The 18,986-nt window shown below is 59.9% G+C and carries 13 protein-coding genes and 1 pseudogene; 10 read left to right on the top strand and 4 right to left on the bottom strand.

What is annotated here, in order from left to right; translation table 11 throughout:
• Positions 1–2 precede the first annotated feature (2 nt).
• The gene (locus tag ACFOOR_RS08035) at positions 3–416 is read right to left on the bottom strand and encodes a hypothetical protein (RefSeq protein ID WP_343165596.1); all 414 of its coding nucleotides are present in this window, start codon (positions 414–416) and stop codon (positions 3–5) included.
• A 388-nt stretch (positions 417–804) separates the two neighbouring features.
• Between ACFOOR_RS08035 and ACFOOR_RS08040 the strand changes: the two genes are divergently transcribed.
• The 7 genes from ACFOOR_RS08040 to ACFOOR_RS08070 all read left to right on the top strand — a co-directional run bounded on the left by ACFOOR_RS08040 (position 805) and on the right by ACFOOR_RS08070 (position 10,048).
• Positions 805–2,079: an MBL fold metallo-hydrolase gene (locus ACFOOR_RS08040; protein WP_343165595.1), complete on the top strand. Its 1,275-nt coding sequence runs from the start codon at positions 805–807 to the stop codon at positions 2,077–2,079.
• Positions 2,080–2,150: 71 nt separating this feature from the next.
• Positions 2,151–3,341 (top strand): patatin-like phospholipase family protein, encoded by a 1,191-nt coding sequence (locus tag ACFOOR_RS08045; protein WP_343165594.1) that lies wholly within the window; start codon positions 2,151–2,153, stop codon positions 3,339–3,341.
• A gap of 283 nt (positions 3,342–3,624) precedes the next feature.
• On the top strand, positions 3,625–4,878 hold the full coding sequence (locus ACFOOR_RS08050) for a hypothetical protein (protein ID WP_343165593.1): 1,254 nt from the start codon (positions 3,625–3,627) through the stop codon (positions 4,876–4,878).
• 150 nt (positions 4,879–5,028) lie between these two features.
• Positions 5,029–5,460 (top strand): MucR family transcriptional regulator, encoded by a 432-nt coding sequence (locus ACFOOR_RS08055; RefSeq protein WP_343165592.1) that lies wholly within the window; start codon positions 5,029–5,031, stop codon positions 5,458–5,460.
• A gap of 296 nt (positions 5,461–5,756) precedes the next feature.
• Positions 5,757–9,152, top strand: a complete 3,396-nt coding sequence (locus ACFOOR_RS08060) for a S8 family peptidase (RefSeq protein WP_343165591.1) — start codon at positions 5,757–5,759, stop codon at positions 9,150–9,152.
• A gap of 126 nt (positions 9,153–9,278) precedes the next feature.
• A complete protein-coding gene (locus ACFOOR_RS08065) occupies positions 9,279–9,533 on the top strand; it encodes a hypothetical protein (RefSeq protein ID WP_343165590.1) in 255 nt (84 codons plus the stop codon).
• 212 nt (positions 9,534–9,745) lie between these two features.
• A complete protein-coding gene (locus tag ACFOOR_RS08070; RefSeq protein WP_343165589.1) occupies positions 9,746–10,048 on the top strand; it encodes a hypothetical protein in 303 nt (100 codons plus the stop codon).
• Positions 10,049–10,181: 133 nt separating this feature from the next.
• Here ACFOOR_RS08070 and ACFOOR_RS08075 read toward each other — a convergent pair.
• The 3 genes and pseudogenes from ACFOOR_RS08075 to ACFOOR_RS08085 all read right to left on the bottom strand — a co-directional run.
• Positions 10,182–10,331: pseudogene (locus ACFOOR_RS08075) on the bottom strand (IS1595 family transposase); the annotation flags it as partial.
• A 104-nt stretch (positions 10,332–10,435) separates the two neighbouring features.
• Positions 10,436–11,359, bottom strand: a complete 924-nt coding sequence (locus ACFOOR_RS08080; RefSeq protein ID WP_343165588.1) for a nucleotidyl transferase AbiEii/AbiGii toxin family protein — start codon at positions 11,357–11,359, stop codon at positions 10,436–10,438.
• Positions 11,356–11,970 carry a type IV toxin-antitoxin system AbiEi family antitoxin domain-containing protein gene (locus ACFOOR_RS08085; protein ID WP_343165587.1) on the bottom strand — a complete coding sequence of 205 codons (615 nt, stop codon included), beginning with the start codon at positions 11,968–11,970 and terminating at the stop codon, positions 11,356–11,358. Before ACFOOR_RS08085 ends, ACFOOR_RS08080 begins: the two co-directional genes overlap by 4 nt.
• Before the next feature lie 85 nt (positions 11,971–12,055).
• Between ACFOOR_RS08085 and ACFOOR_RS08090 the strand changes: the two genes are divergently transcribed.
• The 3 genes from ACFOOR_RS08090 to ACFOOR_RS08100 all read left to right on the top strand — a co-directional run bounded on the left by ACFOOR_RS08090 (position 12,056) and on the right by ACFOOR_RS08100 (position 18,613).
• Entirely contained in the window at positions 12,056–16,126 is a 4,071-nt protein-coding gene (locus ACFOOR_RS08090) for a helix-turn-helix domain-containing protein (RefSeq protein WP_343165586.1), read from the top strand.
• A gap of 393 nt (positions 16,127–16,519) precedes the next feature.
• Positions 16,520–17,617, top strand: coding sequence for a hypothetical protein (locus tag ACFOOR_RS08095; protein ID WP_343165585.1), 1,098 nt, complete (start codon positions 16,520–16,522; stop codon positions 17,615–17,617).
• A gap of 177 nt (positions 17,618–17,794) precedes the next feature.
• A complete protein-coding gene (locus tag ACFOOR_RS08100) occupies positions 17,795–18,613 on the top strand; it encodes a helix-turn-helix domain-containing protein (protein WP_343165584.1) in 819 nt (272 codons plus the stop codon).
• Positions 18,614–18,986 lie beyond the last annotated feature (373 nt).

Consider the following 18,986-nt stretch of genomic DNA (forward strand, 5'->3'; position numbering starts at 1 on the left):
CCCTAATCCTCTCGCGTGCGACGCGGCAGGGGAATGATTTCGGCCGAACCCTCTTCGGCGCTGGAAGCCTCCGGGCGAACAAGGCGCACGATGGCGCCGGCAAGCTCGTGGCGCTCGGCGGGGGTCATCGAGGCGGCAGAATAAAGAAGTTCGGCATAGGCAAGCTCGAGCTCTGGAAATTGTCCCGCCGAGGTGATCTGGAAGGTCGAAAGCGGGACGCGCAGGATGCGCGCGATCTCCAGAAACTCCCCGAAACGAGGCTCTTCCCCGTGAAGGAGTTCGGAAAAGCGTTTTAGCCCTAAGAACTCCACGAGCTCTTCTTCCGCTTCAAGCCCGCGATAGGCGGTCAGCATCTCGAGCACGTCGGAGAAGTGCGCGCCTGGCGAACCGGCGAGCCTCCAGTGTGCGTCCGTCAAATCCCCACCCCTCCTGCCCGTCAATGCGCCGTGAAGACCACTCCCGTCCCCACGCCGATTTGAGACCGCATTAGAGGGGCCGCCATCCATACCGTCAACACGCAAACGAAAGCATCGAAATTCGATTCGACTAATGCGTGTATTTCTGACAGCATCTGAATCGCGCGGAGCCGTGACGGATCCCTTCGGGTCACCGGCGCGCGCGCCCAAAGTCGGTTCGCCTGCCTCGCTTCCGCAATAGTGCGGTAGTGACCGACACCTCAGCAGGAGCGGGATCGCCGCCTCAGGAGCACTCCAAACCCACCTTCCTGGGGGGCGATCCCGTCTCCATGCTAGACGGGGATGATCTCCGGAGCGACGTCTCCGGTCGGTGGAGGGGGAATCGCGAATGTTGCGGGTCTTTCTGGTTTGCCTTGGCGTTCTCATCGCCGCACCGGCCTTCCCGGCCGACCGCGTCATTCCCGCTGACCGGGTAGTGACGGGCGTCACACTGCGCGCAGGACCCTCGACCGAGACCGAGGCACTTGGCCTCCTCCGTCCTGGTGAGAGTCTCGACTATGAGGGCTCAGTCCCGCGCTGGCACCGGGTCCGGACGGGCGATGGACGCCTCGCCTATGTTAGCGCTGGCTGGAGCGAAATCGTCGCCGATCCGGACGCGGCGCTCTACCGCTTCCACGTCGTTGATGTCGGCACCGGGCTCGCCCTTATTCTTGAAGGCGAGGACGTGCTCCTCGTTTATGACGGGGGCAGCAATGACGACCGGCGGACAGGACCGAACAACCGGCTTTCGGCCTATTTTGCCGCGCGCCTGCCCGGCCGGACGGTGATCGATCATGTGATCTTGAGCCACCCTCACCGCGACCATGTTGAACTCCTGCCGGACCTCTTCGTCTCACACGACGTTCGCCATGTCTGGGATTCAGGTCGGATCAATTGCACATCGGGCTATGAGGCCTTCCTCGCCGCGGTCGCCGCCGAACCGGGGGTGAGCTACCACACCGCGCTTCAAAACTTCGGGACGCATGAGGCGGTGTTTGATGCCTCGGTCTGTCGCAGCCCGGACACTCCGCCCGCCTCCTTCTCCATTCCCGCATCCTCGCGGATTGATGACGCGCCGATCGCGCTTGGCCCCGGGGCGAGCCTGGTTTTTCTCCATGCCGACGGCGCCCCTCATCCGAGCCCGAATGAAAACAGCCTCGTCGTCCGGCTCGACCTTAACGGAACGCGCATCCTCCTCATGGGCGACGCTGAGGCTGGCGGACGCCGACCGCCAGGCGAAGCGCCCGATTCTCACTCGATCGAAGGCCTGCTCCTTGAATGCTGCGCGGCCAGCCTCGACGCCCACATCCTCATCGCGGGCCACCACGGCAGTCTCACCTCCTCGCGCGATGCCTTTCTCGATGCGGTTAGCGCGGAGCACTTCGTGATCAGTTCAGGTCCGACCCGGTACGGCTCGGTGGTTCTGCCCGATGCCGAAATCGTCGCCTCGATGGAGGCCCGCGGCACGCTCTGGCGCACCGATGTCGAGGACGCGGCCTGCGCGGAAAACCCAGACAAGATCGGCAGCGACGCCGACGGCCGCGCCGGCGGGTGTGATCACATCGTCTTCGAGATCGCGCCGGACGGCTCGGTCACGGCCGGATATGCGCGCGCAGGAGAGTGACGCCTCCAACCTTAGGCACGCGGACTGGACACTAGGGTGACATCATCCCGGAGTGGGAGAAGGAGACGGGCATGGTCAGTGAGATCGACACGGTCTCGACCGAGCGGGATGAAGCTGAAGAATCCCGCAGCGATGTCGCAAAGGCGCTTTCCGGCACACTTCAATCCTCGAAGTTTGAACCGGATGGCATGGCGCTCGCCTGTTCGGGCGGTGGATACAAGTCAGGCGCCTATCAGCTCGGCGCCTTCATTCGGATGAATGAGCTGGGGATGCTTCCCAAGCTCAAACGCATCACCTCGGTCTCGGGCGGTTCGATCACCGCCGCCTTCCTTGGCCTCCAATGGAAGGACCTAGACTGGAAGGACGGTGTCGCGGCGAATTTCGCAGACGTCGTCACAGCGCCGCTAACCCATTTCTTCACGACGGTCACGCTCGATGAACCCAATATCGTGCGCGGCCTGGTCCCCGGGCTCAACGCCGGAGAGGGCCTTATCGCGGGATACCGAAAGCATCTCTTCGGCGACGCGACGCTCCAGGACTTTCCAGACGATGAGACCGCACCGCGCTTCACCCTCCTGGCGACAGATTTTGAGCTCAACACGCTCTGGCGTTTTTCTCGGCACTATGCCGCGAACTACCGGGTCGGGCGGATTGATCGTCCAGATTTCCCGCTCGCCCAGATGGTCGCGGCGTCTTCTGGCTTCCCACCCTTCTTCTGCCCCATCAAGCTCAACCTCAAATCCCAGCCCCTTACCAAACAGGGCGGCGAGGATGCGCACCATGCGCGCTATACCGAGCGCTCCCTCCTGGCCGACGCGGGCATCTATGACAATCTGGGGCTCGAACCCATCTGGAAACGCTACGGTGTGCTGCTTGTCTCGAACGCGGGCGATCCGGCCTCCGCCGACACAGAGCCGCAATGGTGGGGGAAGACGGCGCGGCGCGCCCTCTCACTCGTTCACCGCCAGGCAGAGAACAATCGCGTGCGCTGGCTCATCTCGCTTGCTCAGGCCGGAGAAAGAAAGCTCGCCTACTTTCCCCTGCGTGGAGATGTGAGCGACTTCCCGGCTGGGGGTGCCTTCTCCCTGTCTAAAGTCGATGCCGAAAGCGCAAGGCAGGAGGGTGTTCGCCTCAAGGCGATGAAGGCTCCGAATTTCGAGCGCCTTGTCCGGCATGGCTATTCAATGAGCAACGCGGCGATCGCGATGTACCTGCCACAGCCTCAGGCAAAAGCGCCGCACTGGCCGATCCTGCCGCTTTAGGGTCATTGGGATTAGACACCATGATCAGCCTCACAATCTCACCGATCATCGGTCCCCTAGGAAGCGGCGTCACTTCTGTGGTGCCTCGAGGCCGTTCGACTGCGTTCGTCCATTTGGGCAAACCCGAGGCTCAAGACGAACTCCGTGACTGGCCTCCGGGGGACCAGTTCAGGCATTGCGCGCCGCGCGCTCAAGCGGCACTCCGGGCCCCTCGCATTATTCCGGCTCAGTCATCCACCTCGGTCGCAGGAACTTTAGATCCAGCGAGTTTGGAGTCGCAAAGATGAACCGCTTTTTCTGTTCGCCGCCGGGTGGAGGGCCAATCGACGAGCCGGGCAGCAACCGATTGATTGCCCGTATCGACGAGATCGAATCCTATCCTAGGGACGAAGGCGAATTCACAGCTTTTCTTGGAGCGGTCGAGACGCGTTTTTTGGAGAAGGACGAAATCTCTCGGCGTGACTGGCAGGAGGCGCCAATCTCGATACTGCGCGTCGAGGTCGACAAAGAAGCTCATGATCCTCTGTCCGAGGCCTTGCGAGAACAACGAAGAGAAGGAAGCTTCTTCAACATTGAACTGGGCGCAGGGAGGGGCGAATCCTCGGTCTTCCAGCATATTTCGCTCTTCGATGAGGGAATCCCTCGTGCGATCTATAAAGCGGTCCCGATAGACGGCCTAGACGCGGACGTAGTTCGGGGTAAACATGATCTCAGCGATGTTGAAGAAGCCGATCAGGAATGGCTTGAGGATCGCCTTACGCGGTTGGACTCACAACTTAGGACCGCGAGAATATACGATGTCGGACAGGGAAGCTGCGCCGCGCTTCTGACTGATGGTGGGAAGCCGCGGCTGTTCCTTGATGCCGGTCGGGGTGTCCTGGCGAATACACGGACATTCGACCGGGAGTGGTTCTGGCATGACGAGCCCACGCATATTTGTGGTGGACACGCTGGTCTCGTCCTCCTGTCACATTGGGATTGGGACCATTGGGCCTATGCGGCCAAGGAGGGGCTTGAGTGTTTTCAGGAACGGATTTGGATCGCGCCAAAGCAGGAGGTGTCTGCCATTCATCGAGCGTTTGCTGCGCAGCTCGATAATCTCCGGCTATGGCCCACTAGCGCCTCAGAAATCAGAACCGCGACGCTCAAAATTCTGAAGGCGAATGGAACGAGCCGGAATGACTCTGGCTTGGTGACGGTTTGGGCGCCGACATGGGCAAAGGGAGACGGCGTGCTCTTTCCCGGTGATTGCGCTTACGGAGCATTGCCTGGGGGGCTGGCCTCAGGGAAGTACCACGCTGTCGTCGCCTCGCATCACGGCGCGGAGAGCCGCCCCGACCACATAGCGCCGCCCCCCCATAGTTTGAACAGTCAATGGATCATCTCAAGCGGGGCCCGAAACACATTCGGGCACCCCACGCGCGCTGGACATCGCCAGTTCACGAAGTCTGGATGGTCCTTTGGCCAGCTTCGGATCACCAGTCGTCAATCGGAGCCGCGTTGGCCTCGCTGCATCGGCGACATCGACATCCGTTGACGACACCACAACCACTGGCTCGGTTTCAGGTTCGACCCGCCTAGTGCGAAGAACAAATAAATTCGAGTAAAAATTGAATTCCCGCCTTTGGGATTGCCTTGCCCATATCTGCAGCAATAAAAACTTTTTCGTTATTGAAGAGGAGCGAGCATGTCTGAAATTACCTCAGCTGAGATAAACGATGAAGAAATGCTGCGCATGACGACCGACATCGTCGCGTCGTTTGTTGCGAACAATTCAATCCCGTCCGAGTCGTTGCCGGAACTGATTCGCAATGTTCATGCGACGATGAATGATATTTCGGGCACCGGCGCGAAGCCGGAAGTGAAGCAGAAGCCGGCCGTTCCGGTTTCGAAGTCCGTCACCGATGACTTCATCATCTGCTTGGAAGACGGCAAGAAACTGAAAATGCTGAAGCGTTATCTGCGCTCGCAATACGACATGTCGCCGGAAGACTACCGCCGCAAGTGGGGCCTGCCCGCCGACTATCCGATGGTCGCGCCGAACTATTCCAAGCGCCGCTCGCAGTTCGCCAAGCAGATAGGCCTCGGTCGTGGCGGCAAGGCAGCCAAGAAGAAGTAATCGGGTCGTTTCAGACCTTGATACCGCGGCCGGGCCCAGTGCCCGGCCCTAATCTTTAGCGCTGCCACTCAGCAAATTTTGCCAGGCCGGAGCCCCACCGATCGCAAATCACCGCTTGCGCCTTCAGTGCTGACCTACAGAAAGTCCGACTGGACAACTCAAGCTCTCCAAATGATCGAAGATGCTCTGGTCGCAGCGCATTTCTCATTTCCGAATTCCCCTATCCCCAACTTCTTCTTTTCGCTTCCCACTCAACCACTGGTCGGGCATCTTGCGCGAAACACAGACGCTGAAAGATGGACGGGATCAAGATGAAGCTGGCGTTCTTATTGCTCTCGAGCCTGGTCTGGGCCTTAGACCCACCCGCGTTAGCTCAAGGCACGGAATTCCAGGCGAATATTGAACTGACCGACCGATCGCTGGAGCAACTCGGTCGCGGCGGCAGAACACGCGTGATCGTTCAGTTCGAGCACGATCGCACGGCGTTCGACGGCCTTCTGCCCAACGAGGCGGAGCGCGCAGTGATGCGCCAGATCCAACAGGAGCGCGAGGCGGTCTTTTCTCGCGTCTTTGGTGTCAATTCATTGACGTTGGCGACAGGTGAACAACCACGGCTCGCGCGAACTTATGATTTTACGCCGGCAGCTTTGATGTTTCTCACCCGCGCTGAGATTGAGGCGTTGGCGTCAGATTCTGGAGTAGACCGGATTGAGACGGACAGGCTTGAGCGCGCACTGCTTGACGGGTCGGTGGCCGAAATTGGAGCCAACCTCCTCCATCAGGCCGGCATAGACGGGACAGGCGCCACAATTGCAGTTCTTGATACTGGAATTGACTATGATCATCCGGCCTTTGCCGGACGCATTTCAGCCTCGGCATGCTTTTCAAGCACGGTGGCGGAGGACGCCTCACTTTCCGCCTGCGCCGGAGCGGTTGCGAGTGACACAACGACACCCAGGGCAGCCAGTTACTGCTACGACAGCGAAATACCTCTAGCCGAGTGCTACCACGGAACACATGTCGCGAGTATCGCAGCAGGCGCATCTGCCGAGGGTTACCCCTATTCAGGAGTTGCTCCCGGAGCGAACCTCGTTCCGGTACAGGTGTTTTCCGAGTTCGGAGGCAACCCTGAAATATGCGGCACCCAGACAAGGTGCGCATTGTCGTACGTGTCCGATCAAATTGCAGCGCTTGAGTGGATCTACGCCAATCGCGAGACTTTAGGCGTCAATGTAATCAATATGAGTTTGGGCGGTGCCTTGGAGCCGGGCAGCTGCAATTCCGACCCGCGCACGGGCATCATTTACCAGTTGAAAGTCGCCCATATTGCGACGGTCGTCGCGGCGGGCAATGACGGGGACCGCGGTCGCATGACGACGCCTGCCTGTATCACGCACACCGTCTCTGTTGCGGCGCGCGGGATCAATGGCCAGGTCGCCCAGTTCTCCAATGTCTCGGTCCTAACGAGGGTCGCCGCACCCGGAGAAAATATCAGCGCTGCGGGCCCCTCATCGACTTCTCCGCCGGTCACGACCCAATCGGGGACGTCAATGGCGGCCCCCCACGTCGCCGGTGCATTCGCGATCGCCCATTCCCTTTTCCCAAACCTGAGCCCCGACCAACTCCTCCTACCCATGATTGAAACGGGCACGCCGCTCGTCTGGAGAACAAATCATGCGCCAGTGCCTTCCATACGACTTGATCTGACCATCGCGGCGCTTTCAGCGCGGCATGGAAGCGATGAACACTCACATGTTTCGCCGGAAGGTTCGATGACCCTGTACGGACCGCCAGGCCCTGGAAGCGCCGTTGGCAGCGGACAGTTCACGATCACTAACAATGGTAGCGATGCGCAGAATTGGACGGTTTATTCCGAAGCGAGTTGGCTAGCATTCTCAACTGCGGCACCAGGTTCCGACGACGAGGCAGAACCGCGCCTTTCAGGTATGATTGCGGCTGGAGAGTCGATCGTGGTTCATGCTCGTCCGACCGGAAATTTCTCGGAAGGGCGGAATAATGCGCTCGTAATTTTCCGTGTCGGCGAGCAGGTTTTTGCACGTACAATCTTTGTCGAAATCTCCGAATACCGCCCAGCGAATGATCTCTTTGCGAATGCACTTCCAACCGGATTGATTAAGTTTACGTATCAGGACGTTTCACTGGCTCATGCTTCCCTTGAAGCGGGTGAGAGCCACCCAGACGGTGCAACCAATTCGCTCTGGTATTCCTTTGTGCCGTACGGGACCCGGGTTTACGCACTTGAAACGACGGCTCGGTCTTCGCGTGTTTATGCCAATGGCCCCGCCAATCTGAACGCATACAGCCTCGTCACGGAAGTCGAAGACATACCGTCTTCGAGAGTAAGAGTTCAGTTCGACGCTGTCGCCGGGGAGCGTGTGTATATTGCGCTTGCCGATCCAACGAGAACCGAGGTCGATTTCCAACTCGATGAATTCGGTTCCGGTGATGCTGTCGCAAGCTCCCCCTTCCACGCTATTCGACTTGATCACGGTTCTGGTCTTGTCGATCGACGAACCCGTTTTACGACGCGGCCGGGCGAGAGCGAACCGCGACAGGGGCAGAGCTTTGCTCATCGCGCTTGGTTTGTGTGGACCGCGCCTTACACCGGAACCCTGTCGTTGAGCGATGAGGGGCAAGGCGATTTCGTCGCTACAGCACTCGCGGTATTCCAGCGAACCGACGGAGCATGGACGCATGGCCCCGATGACAGTTGGGATCTACTCGAACCCATCGGCCATCTCGACATGCCCTCCACCCCGCCAGGCGAGGGTGAGGCTCCGGCGGTCAGAGAACTTCAAGTCTCTGTCGAAGAGGGAAGAACATACTGGTTCAGGGTCGGATCCAATTATAGTTCCACTTGGCGCTTTCGATATGGTCAACCGCGCCTCGACGGGCACGCGTTACGTAGCGCCGTTCTACCAAACTCTCGGCGCGTACTTTTGGGCCAAACCGCCACGGCGTTCATGACCGTGATCAATCCGGCACGCTTCGGAACGGAAGCACGTAATTGCCGTGTCGCGGCAGAAAATATCGATGATTCGGTTGTGCTTGAATATCGGCTAACCGATTCCGCAAACCGTGCGTACGGACCAATAAATCCGCTATTCGATTTACCGCCTGGGGGATCACAATCCCTGGTTTTCAGTGTGCGATCGTCCTTTCCAGCCAATACGGGGCCGGCGTGGAGGTTCTTCTGCGACAATCTTGTTGCTCTCGAGCAACCACGCGGCGCGGATGATTTTCGAGTAAGGACTGCGACCGTCCCAGACGCGGACATTATTGCAATTGCATCCACACCAAGCGGGGACGGAATAATTGGGCTTCAGTCTACCGGCACACGCGCATTCGCAGTGGCAGCGGTGAACATCGGGGCAACTTCGGCAAACGTTGAGGTCCGTCCATCCGAATTTCCGTTCGGATTCGGAGCACGAACAGAGATTTGTGAAACAAACCCAAGCACCGGACTCTGCGTATCGCCGCGAGGGCCTCGAGTTGTTGTCCCAAGTTTTGCAGCAGAACAGGTGCGCACATTCACCGTCTTCGTTAACACGAGCAACTTCTCATCAGATTTCAACCCATCTGAAGATCGAATTCGGGTCGAGTTTCATCCCCAGTTTGAGTCAGGAGAAACGCTCGGACGGACGTCTGTGGCGTATCGGGTACTCAATTAATTTCTGACAGGGCCTCACGCCAGCGCAATAAGCGATGGGCAATTGGTTCACAGATCAGTGGCTGACGAGGGTGTTGCGCCCTACGTCTATCTGAACTGCGTGTTCAAGCGCTGAGAGATAGCCAAGTTGGCGAAGTCCTACCTGTCAGAAGCGGGCGAACTTACCACCCGAGAGATTGCCGCCCGCATCATCGCAGATAAGGGCATGGATACGTCAGGCGCGGTGCTACGAAAGACCGTGGCCTATCGGGTTGTTCAAGCCCTGCGCCTCCAATGGAAGCGGGGAACGATCGACAGTCCCGGCAAGCGGGAGAATGTTCGGGTGTGGCGGATTCCGCACACAAAATCTTGTGAACACACCGTGAACATCGGCAACCGTTGACTCCCTACGCGGGAATCAGTCTCAATGTTCAGTTGAGCGTAAAAAGCGAAGCCGCCGAGTGCGTTAACACCGGCGGCCCCACGCTTTTTGCGTCCCTGCCTCTTTCCCAAGGACGGGTTGCAGGGTCCGCTGGAATTCACCTCCGAGCTTAGGAATCGGGAGTCAGCTGTCAAGCCCGTCCAGTTTCACACTGGCTCAGAAAGGGCCTAACCATGCCTGACGCATATGCGATTACGTTCCGCTTCAAGTCGGACTCGACCTACTCGGAGCGTCTCGAAAGCCTTGAAGAACTGATCAAGGCGGAATCACCCGGCAAGTGGTGGCGCGAAACCACGTCGTTTTACCTGTTTCGCAGTTCCAAGTCCGCCGCCGATCTGATCAGCCACTTCTATCTGAAGTCGAAGTTCGACGCCACGAAGGACATTATGGGTGTCATCAACCTCTCGCGTAAGGACCACGCACATAAGGGCACGTTCACCGACGCGGATTGGGAGAGCATCCTGAGCAACCGCTAGCGCGGCATCTTGTGCAGGTCGATCTCTACCCCGCAGAGACGGGCGAATAGAAAGACGAGGCGCACACGCGCCTTGCGGTGGTCGATCATGTGATTTTCCTTGGTTGTGGCCCGGCTTAGTGCCGGGCCTATTCTTATGCGGCCCGCTGCCAGTAGCCGGCCCATGCACGGCTTACAGGCGAAGCCATCGCAAGACCGATCACGCGCCCGGCCAGAGCGCCGTTGCTGTGGCGGCGGTGATCTTCTTTCCAAGCCGCCTCACCTGCATTCCGGTGCAGGTAGCGCGTCATTCGCTGAGCCGTCACGACCAGCGGCTGGACGGTTGTTGAATTGGCTCGACCGATCTCGCAAACTCAAGCCGCGCAAACTTCGAGAGCCCGTAGACCTTTCAACGCCAAGTTCCGACGTCTGGGTCCCATTTACCCCGCAAACCTTCTGGCCGGCCCAAGCCAGTGATGATGGGACCGAAAAAGGCGCGCAATTCGGCCTGGAGTTCAGGAAAAGTCGGCGGCTGAAATGCCGGAGGGGTCCGCCGCAGGAAGCCCGACCAAAGACCGCGTTCTTCAGCGATCACAGCGAACGCTTCGGTGAGACCAACCGGCATTTCAGTGGGTGTGGCCGTCTCGCGGCGGCGCAGGGTGCCACCCACTGCCTCGACGACGTTCGCCATGTCGAATGGGAACGTACGAGTGGTGACCCAGATGTCGTGGAAGTCTTTGATTCGGCCGTTAGTCTCGCCAAACTTGATCATCGCTTCGAACTTCTCGGCGACGACCGTTTCAGGCGGATACATCAGGATGTTCGCCGGCGGGAGATCGGGGAGCAGGCCGGGAAAATTCTCTCGCTTGGGTTCGGGATAAACGTGGTCCCCGAAGCCGATATCGATCTGCACCGGAATTCTGGCGCCCGCCAGCTCGCCGGTCAGGCTTAGACGCGCGCCTTGATATTTGTCGTCCTCACGAGCCGGTTCGACCTTAAGCGTCGTCGGGTCGAAGACCATTCCGTCCTCGTGAACCTCGATCTTGCAGATCGCCGAGAAGAGCTCCATCAGCGCGGCAGGATCCGGATTCCCCTGGCCCAGGAGATCGAGATCCCCCGTGGGCCGGAAGACGTGCTTGGGCCATGTCACGAACAGCATGGCTCCCTTGAGAACGTAGCGGTCGGCCGCCTCGGTCTGGCTCAAGCGAAAAAGGAACCGTTCGATGGCAAAGCGGGTCAGCACCCGTTGGAAATCATCGCCATGCTGCTTGGCATGGTTGAGAAGCTTGGCGCGGATCGAAGCGGCGGGGTTCTTGAGAGTCTTGTCGGTCATTGCATGGCCTTGATAAAGGGGGCTATCTGATCGGTGACTCGGTCGATAGCGGCGAACTTCATGAGTTCAGCGGGGGTGGTTTTTCGTTGCCGCAGGGCGTCCCGCAGAGCTTCGATCGCCACATCCTCCCCGACGTGGCGGCGGTGCTTGAAACAATCGGCGACGGTCTTGGCGACGCCATAGACCGGCACAGACACCCCTTCGACGTCGAAATGCTCGATCCCGGCACTCATGGCATCGCCCGTAGCGCGCACGATCTCAAGTCGCAGACCTTCGGGGTTCGGCGTGCGCGCCTTATGGGGAATGGTCATCCAGACGGCGTGGGGAAGCTGGGTAGTCAGCTCGTGCCGCCGCAGGGCGCTGATCAGACTGACAACCCCATTGGGCACCAGACGCGCCGCTTCGGCAAGGTTGTGGGCGACATCCTCGCCGACACGATCCGGAATCTGATAAAGTCCGCGTCCAAGGCGCGCCAGATCCCCAGAGTCGGTCAGGCGCTTCAGATAGACAAGCGGAATGCCGGCAGCCTTGAAGTCGCGCGCGCGCGCAATGCCGCGATCGTGGACCAGAGCCAGGGCGCGCTCGCGATAAGTTCTATGACCATCAGACATGATGTTACCTATTGTCGGCAAAAATTCCACAATTGTCGACAAAAGAGAACGGTTGGATTTTCTTTTCTGAGGTCATATATTTCCTATGATCATGAGCGAGTCTAGCCCCCCCCATGACCTGACGCCAAAGCAGGTCCGTGCCGCGCGCGCCCTCCTGGCTTGGTCACAGCAAGACCTTGCCAAAGCGGCGGGCGTCGGAACGTCGACCGTCGCCGACTTTGAGCGCGGATCCCGCACACCTGTCGCCAACAACGCCCAGGCCATCCGGACAGCCCTGCAGGGCGCCGGCGTGAGCTTCTTGGCCGGCGGCGCGATCATAGGCCCGGCCGTTCCTGCCTTCGCGGGCGCGCCCGCCCCGGGCACGCCGGTGCGCTGGGTCAGCGCGCAGGATCTTTCGGAATGGGGTGATCGGACCGACGGAGCGGTCAGCCTGCCCACACTGATCGCCAAGCTCGTCCAGGCTTCCCTTGATCCCAGCCTCGTGCTGCGTTTTCCTTCGGACGAGGGCGTGCGACATCCGGGCTGGGACGGCATCACGACTGCGAAGGTCGGTAATAACTATGTCCCAAAAGGCCGGGCTGGCTGGGAACTTAGTGTTCAGCGGCGGAACGTCCAACAGAAGGCCGAGGGCGACTACGTGAAGCGAACTGCTGACCCGGGCCAGCTCGATCCGACCACTGACGCCTTTATCTTCGTAACGCTCCGGCATTGGCCGCAGAAAGACGCATGGGCTAAGGCTCGGCAAGACGAAGGGCCGTGGCGCGAGGTCCGGGCCTATGACGCGGATGACCTCGTCCACTGGATCGAACAGCACCCAGCCGTGGGACTCTGGATCGCCGCTCGACTGAACAAGCGGCCGCCCGGCACGCGTGAACTCGACGAAGTCTGGGAGGAGTGGTCGCTCGCGACCGAGTGGCCGCTCACCGAGGATCTGGTCCTCGCTGACCGGAGCGAGGACTCCGCCGAGGTCCTGCGCTGGCTCCGCGGCGACCCGTCCGTGCTGTCACTGCAGGCCACGACGAGCGACGAAGTGGCCGCGTTCATCCATGCGACCCTGTCTGAGCTGCCGACCGACACCGCAGCGGCATATCGGGCGCGCACGCTTGTCGCCACGACACCCGATGCTGGCCGCGAACTGATGTACGCCCCCGCACCCCTGGTGCTACTGCTTACTGAGCCCGACCCGGGCCTGGCGCGCGCGCTCGTCAAAAGAGGACACTTCGTACTCCAAGCCTATGATGAGCGTCTGACCAGTATGGGCGAGATTCGCACTCTGGCCCGCCCCTCCCGCGATGGCATCTCCGCGGCTCTCGAGGCAGCGGGAATGGCGGAGCCGCGCGCCAGAGCGCTGGCCCGCGATAGCGCTCGCAACCTGGCGGCCCTCCGCCGGCTCATTCCCGGCGCGCCGGGACGGCTGCCTCGTTGGGCCCAAGGGTCGCCGTCAAAGGCGCTGCTTGCGGCGCTACTTGCCGGGGGATGGAGCGAGGACTCCCACGGAGATCGGGCGCGGCTCGCCGATCTCGCGGATCAACCCTACGACGCGGTGATCGCAGAACTAACCCCTCTGCTTGGCGCGATAGACAGCCCTGTGCAGAAGATTGGACAGGCTTGGCGCATTGCTTCGCCGTCCGATGCCTGGTTTCTTCTTGCCCATAATTTAACGCCAGCGATGCTGAGCCGCTTCGAGACGGTAGCGCACGCGGTGCTGGGCGCCGCCGATCCCCGGTTTGAGATGCCCCCCGATGAACGTTGGATGGCTGGTGTCCACGGTGTCCGGCCAGATTATTCGGGCTTGCTGCGACACGGTGTGGGTCAAGTCCTCATCCTGCTGGCGCTTTGGGGCGACAAGGCTGTCGCCATCTCCGACGCCGCCCGGCGACCGGACGCCATCGTCGCCAAGCTGCTTCGTGGCGCCGACGCGCAACGGTGGTGGTCGCTTTCCAGCGACTTCCGCCTTCTGGCTGAAGCATCCCCTGAGGCGTTTCTCAACGCGTTGGAAGACAGTCTTGACCAGGATGAGCCTGCGATCAGTGTCCTATTCGGGCACGATGAAGGCGGCATCTTCGGGTCAGAGCATCTGTCGGACCTGATGTGGGCGCTGGAGGCTCTGGCTTGGTCGCCTGATTGGATGCCCCGCGTTTCCCAAGTACTGGCGCGCCTACACGCTATCGACATCAAGCCACGTAAGTACGTCAACGGCCCTATGAATAGCCTCAGGGAAATCCACATCCTTTGGCTTCCGCAGACCTACGCGACCCAAGAGCAGCGCATGCGCGCACTCGACCTTATCCGCAAGCGCGATCCTAACACTGCTTGGGAGCTGATGCTCAAGGTGCTGCCGAGTGGTCACGACTTCTCGACACCCTCGCCTCTACCACGCTGGCGCGACTTTAGCGTAGACAAGCCCGAAGTTGTGACGTGGAGCTTAATCGGGCGCGGCGCAGCAAAGATTACCCAGCGTCTCATCAGCGATGTGGGTTCCGACGCCAAGCGCTGGGCCGCACTTCTGGAACGTCTGAATGACCTGTCTCCGGGTATGGAGTCTGCACTGGCAGGGCTCGAAGAGGTAGAACCGGCCATCGCGGATGAAGCAGGGCGGGCCATTCTTAGGGACAGTCTGCGTCGACTGCTGCATCGTCATCGGGAGTTCCCGGGTGCCGACTGGTCGCTGGACGAGGCCGTGCTCGACCGCCTGGAGGGCGTCTATGAACGGCTCGCGCCAGCGGACCCAATAGAACGGTTCGCCTGGCTCTTCGAAAACGGCGTAGCCATGCCTCGGCCGACCACTGAAGGCTGGGAAGCTGAACAGCGCCAGGTTGATGCTGCTCGGGTCGACGCCGTGGAGGCCGTGTTTGCCGATGGCGGCGCCTCTGCCGTGCTGGCCCTGGCGCGGCTGGTCGACACTGCCGGCTACATCGGCAAAGCACTCTATGACGCCGAAATTGCGGTCGAAAAGCTCGACCATCTACTCGAGGTAACAGTACGGAGTGTCGACGCAAACGCCCGCGATGTCGCGCACGGCCTCATCAATTCGATGTTCCGCGACCGCAAGGAGCCCTGGGCTGCGGCGCTCATCGGTCGCGCTCAGCGCGAAGCTTGGGGCGAAGATGCCCTCATCACCATTCTGCGTGCTCTGCCCGCGTGCCAGTGGACGTGGGACCAAGTGGCCGCAATCGGTAGTGACATTGAGAAGACCTACTGGCGGCAGGCACCCGTTATCTGGATCGACGGTGATAGCAAGGCGGTTGCCTACGCCATTCGTCAGCTGGTCGATGTCGGCCGCGCCCGCCACGCTCTGGCCCTGGTTGGTCGCCGAAATAAGGACATCACTCTTCCGTCACAGCTCCTGATGGAGGTACTGGAGCAAGCCGCCAAGCAGCCGATTGAAGGTGACGTCGGTAGCAACGAGGCGACCATGTTCCGGCACTATGTCGCTGAGACCCTTACTGCTCTGGACGAACGCGAGGACGTTGATCGCAACGCGCTCGCGACGCTGGAATGGAACTATCTACAGGTTCTGGAACATTCCCGCCGTCCGGCAAAGGTTCTGCTAAGCGAACTGGCCGAGCAGCCGAAACTGTTCGTCGAGATGCTCAGTGCAATCTTTAGAGCCGATGAGAATAGCGCGGTCGAAGACCCGGAGCCCGACGATCCGGAACAAGCCCGCGCAGTCGCCAGCCAAGCCTACCGCCTGCTAGAACTATGGGACCATATACCGGGTCGACGCGAGGATAATACCATCGACGGGGAAATCCTTGAAAATTGGGTCAGGGAAGCGCGAATGCTCGCGAAGACCGCAGGTCGAGCGGACATCGCGGATAGCAAAATCGGGCAGATGCTGTCCGCCTCGCCGGTGGGCGCCGACGGGAATTGGCCCGCAGAGCCAATCCGCGAGGTCCTTGATCTTTTTCGTAGCAAGCCGATGCTTGAAGGATTCCGTGTTGGCAAGCTCAACCGCCGCGGCGTCACCACGAGAATGCCTGGAGATGGCGGTGAGCAGGAACGCGTGCTCGCCGCGAAGTATCGGGCTTGGGCGCAGGCCATTATCTTCGAACATCCGCACACGGCAAAGGCGCTCGACGAAATTGCGCGCAGCTACGAGTTGGATGCTAAACGAGAGGATGAGGCGGCAGAGCTTCTCGACTGGCACCACTAAGTATCGGTTTCCGGGGCGAAAGACGGCGTGACAGCACGGGAAAATTTCGCGGCCCGATCGACATCGCTCTTGAGTAGCGTGCGATCCGACTTGCGAAAGAGAATAATGGATGCCCCGTCCCAGATCCGAAGATCAACGCCTGAGAGGAAGCAAGCGAGATTCGAGCCGGCGGGTCACATGCAACCGATTACGCACTGTTTACGCTGATCAACCGGCAAACCGAGTGGGTCACACATTGGCCGTTTAAGTCCGTCGACTTGGACCACGCGCTTGATGCGTACCGTTCGGGGCAATATGCGGACGCGGCGCGATCTAATGCTTTAGCTGCGAACTCTGCGCACCACAGAGTAACTACATAAGTTGGCATGACGATTGGAAAGGCGCGACTGTGCCATGAGTATTAACGACCTGTCTGCCAGCGCTCTTTCAGATCGACCCCGCTTCGAGTTTCCCTACGCGAACGCTGAGAAATTCGATATCGGCTATGAACTCGACTTGAAATGGATCGAGCAGCGGGTTGATGCCCTCTCGGCCGGCGTGAAGCCGCTACCTCCACTTGAAAACTATGCGTATCAACTTGGCTTTTCCGATACTTGGCTATTGAGCCAGGTGCTGACCGAGGCGACCGAAGAATGCCTCCGCTACCGAGCACAATTTGAGCAGTCATCCGGTCGGAATGACCTCAAGATTATTCGGCGCCAGCTTCGTTCAGCTTTGAAGCAGTTGAAGCAGTTCCGCGAGACGATTGCCGCGTTGGTGCGGTCTGAAGGTTCTACCGGCTTCAACATGTCGGCGCCGTCGACGTGGCGAATCGTCAATCAAACCTACGCCGCAATTTTGTCGGCTGCGCACATCGTCGATGATGCCCATGAGCGGGTGACACGATTTGAGACAGGCCGCGACCCAAGCGACGCGGCACGTAACATCGCACGCGCAAACTCTTTTCCAGGCGCAATCGAAAATATCGAGTGCTCTCTTACCGAAACGCTCCGTCAGATCGATGCGATGATCCCGAAGGGTCACTCCCGGCAGTACTGGAAAGCTGTGAACGCGGAACAGATTGTCTTGTCTTGGCTCTCCAATACGTGCGGGTTCGAAGTGACTTTCGAGCAGCGACTACCACACGGGCGCAATCGGAGCCGAGAGTTCCTTGCCTCAGCACTTGGGTCCATCTGGGGCGGAGGCACGACTCTCGCCACACGCGAGAAATACGTCGCAAGCGCAAGTCGGCGGATCCTCCTTACATACAAAAACCGTGACTCTCTGCTGTCCGAGCGCCCAACGCTTCAGGCTGCGCTCATTGACGCCCAAGCCGAGATTACGGATATCCCCTCGTCGGACACATGGGATCTGCTTGTCTTGCGCCAGCTTCGACAGGAAGAGTGGGAAAAGCGTCTCAAACGATATCGTCAACCTCCTCGGTTGACATCTGGCATGCGGCGACTTGCCCGCCATGGCTCGGAGCGATGGCCTATCCCATTGGAGCCGTGAGCAGATTTTGAATGTAAACCCCACCCTCGACAGAATCAGGGGTCAAAGTTGACACTCTGATTTTTGGCGTCTTGTCAAACTGACACCCCATCCGATTTCGTTTCACCCTTCTCTCCAAGTTCATCTGGTGAGGCCGCATTCGGCTAACCCGGAGCTTCGTTGAGAGGAGTTTGGCCCATGCCGAAACGAATAGAATATGAGATCCGGGATTCGCGCTGCTTCCCGCGTTCTCAGCATGACGTACTTCTTCACATTGCTCTTCGACTGGGAAGAAATGGAACCGCCTGGCCGAGCTACGCCACCCTGGCCGAGGACACGCGGTTATCACGACGCACGGTGATGCGCGCCGTAAAAGCGCTGGAGCGCTCACAGGTCCTCAATGTCGAGCGCACAAGCCGCGGCAATGTATATTCGATCGACCGCGACGCACTCGAGCTTCATAAGGAACTCACGCACCGGGCCAATGCCGCCGCTCGTGTTCGCACACAGCGTCGCCGGCCAGCCCGCAACCCCTCCGGTCGCGTCCTCCATTGTCACTCCCCGGTGTCAGGGCGTTCCGCGGCCGGTGACACCGCGACACCCAAAGAGAAAGAATCAAAAAACAAGTTCAATCAGGGGCCGAACGATCTCGAACTCCTTGAGCTTCTCGAACAGCGTGACGGAACCGGCGCAGAACGGGCCTTCGAGAGGGCGCTTGGGGTATTGGGTTTCCAATCCCTTCTCCAACACCTCACCCGTCACGGTCGTCCCCTCATCAGAATTCTTATCGATCCGAACCGGGACGATCGAACGGGAGCATCCGGACTTTTCATCGTCTGCTTCGACGAGTTGCTCGCAAATCACCCGGATCTGCCGACCGCGCTTGAGAGGATGGGGTTTGACGAGGATGCGCACTGGCCGATGGAAGCCTTCCGTCGAAGGATGAGCGAACCGGGTCTTCCCGAGATTCTGCCGGCGCCCGCCTCAAGAATCGAAGGTAAGGGGCATGCCCGATGACCGCTCGCCGGAAGGATCAAGGCGACGGGTCCGCTTGCAATCGGTGCGCGGGTCCTACCGGGCCGAGTTCCGTATACGGGGGAGCTGAGCGCTCGATTTCGCCAGACACACAGGATCGGGCGATGGTTGACAGTTTACAGTTGACAGTTGACGTCCAGGCCCGCGCCTCGGTCGGGCCCAACGCCCTGGCGGTCGAGACGCTCTCGCCGCGAGAACGAATCTCCGAGATCGGCCAGATACTTGCGGTCGGCCTCATCCGCGCGACTTTTTCGGCAAATACCGCTCCCGGGACTGGACTTCGGCGTGATTTCGAGCGCTCGTCAGAAGAGACAAACTCATGACGAGACATCGCGATCCCTTCCCCGAACTGAAG

Origin of the sequence: Hyphobacterium vulgare (assembly GCF_042643335.1) — a bacterium.
Classification (GTDB): Bacteria; Pseudomonadota; Alphaproteobacteria; order Caulobacterales; family Maricaulaceae; genus Hyphobacterium; species Hyphobacterium vulgare.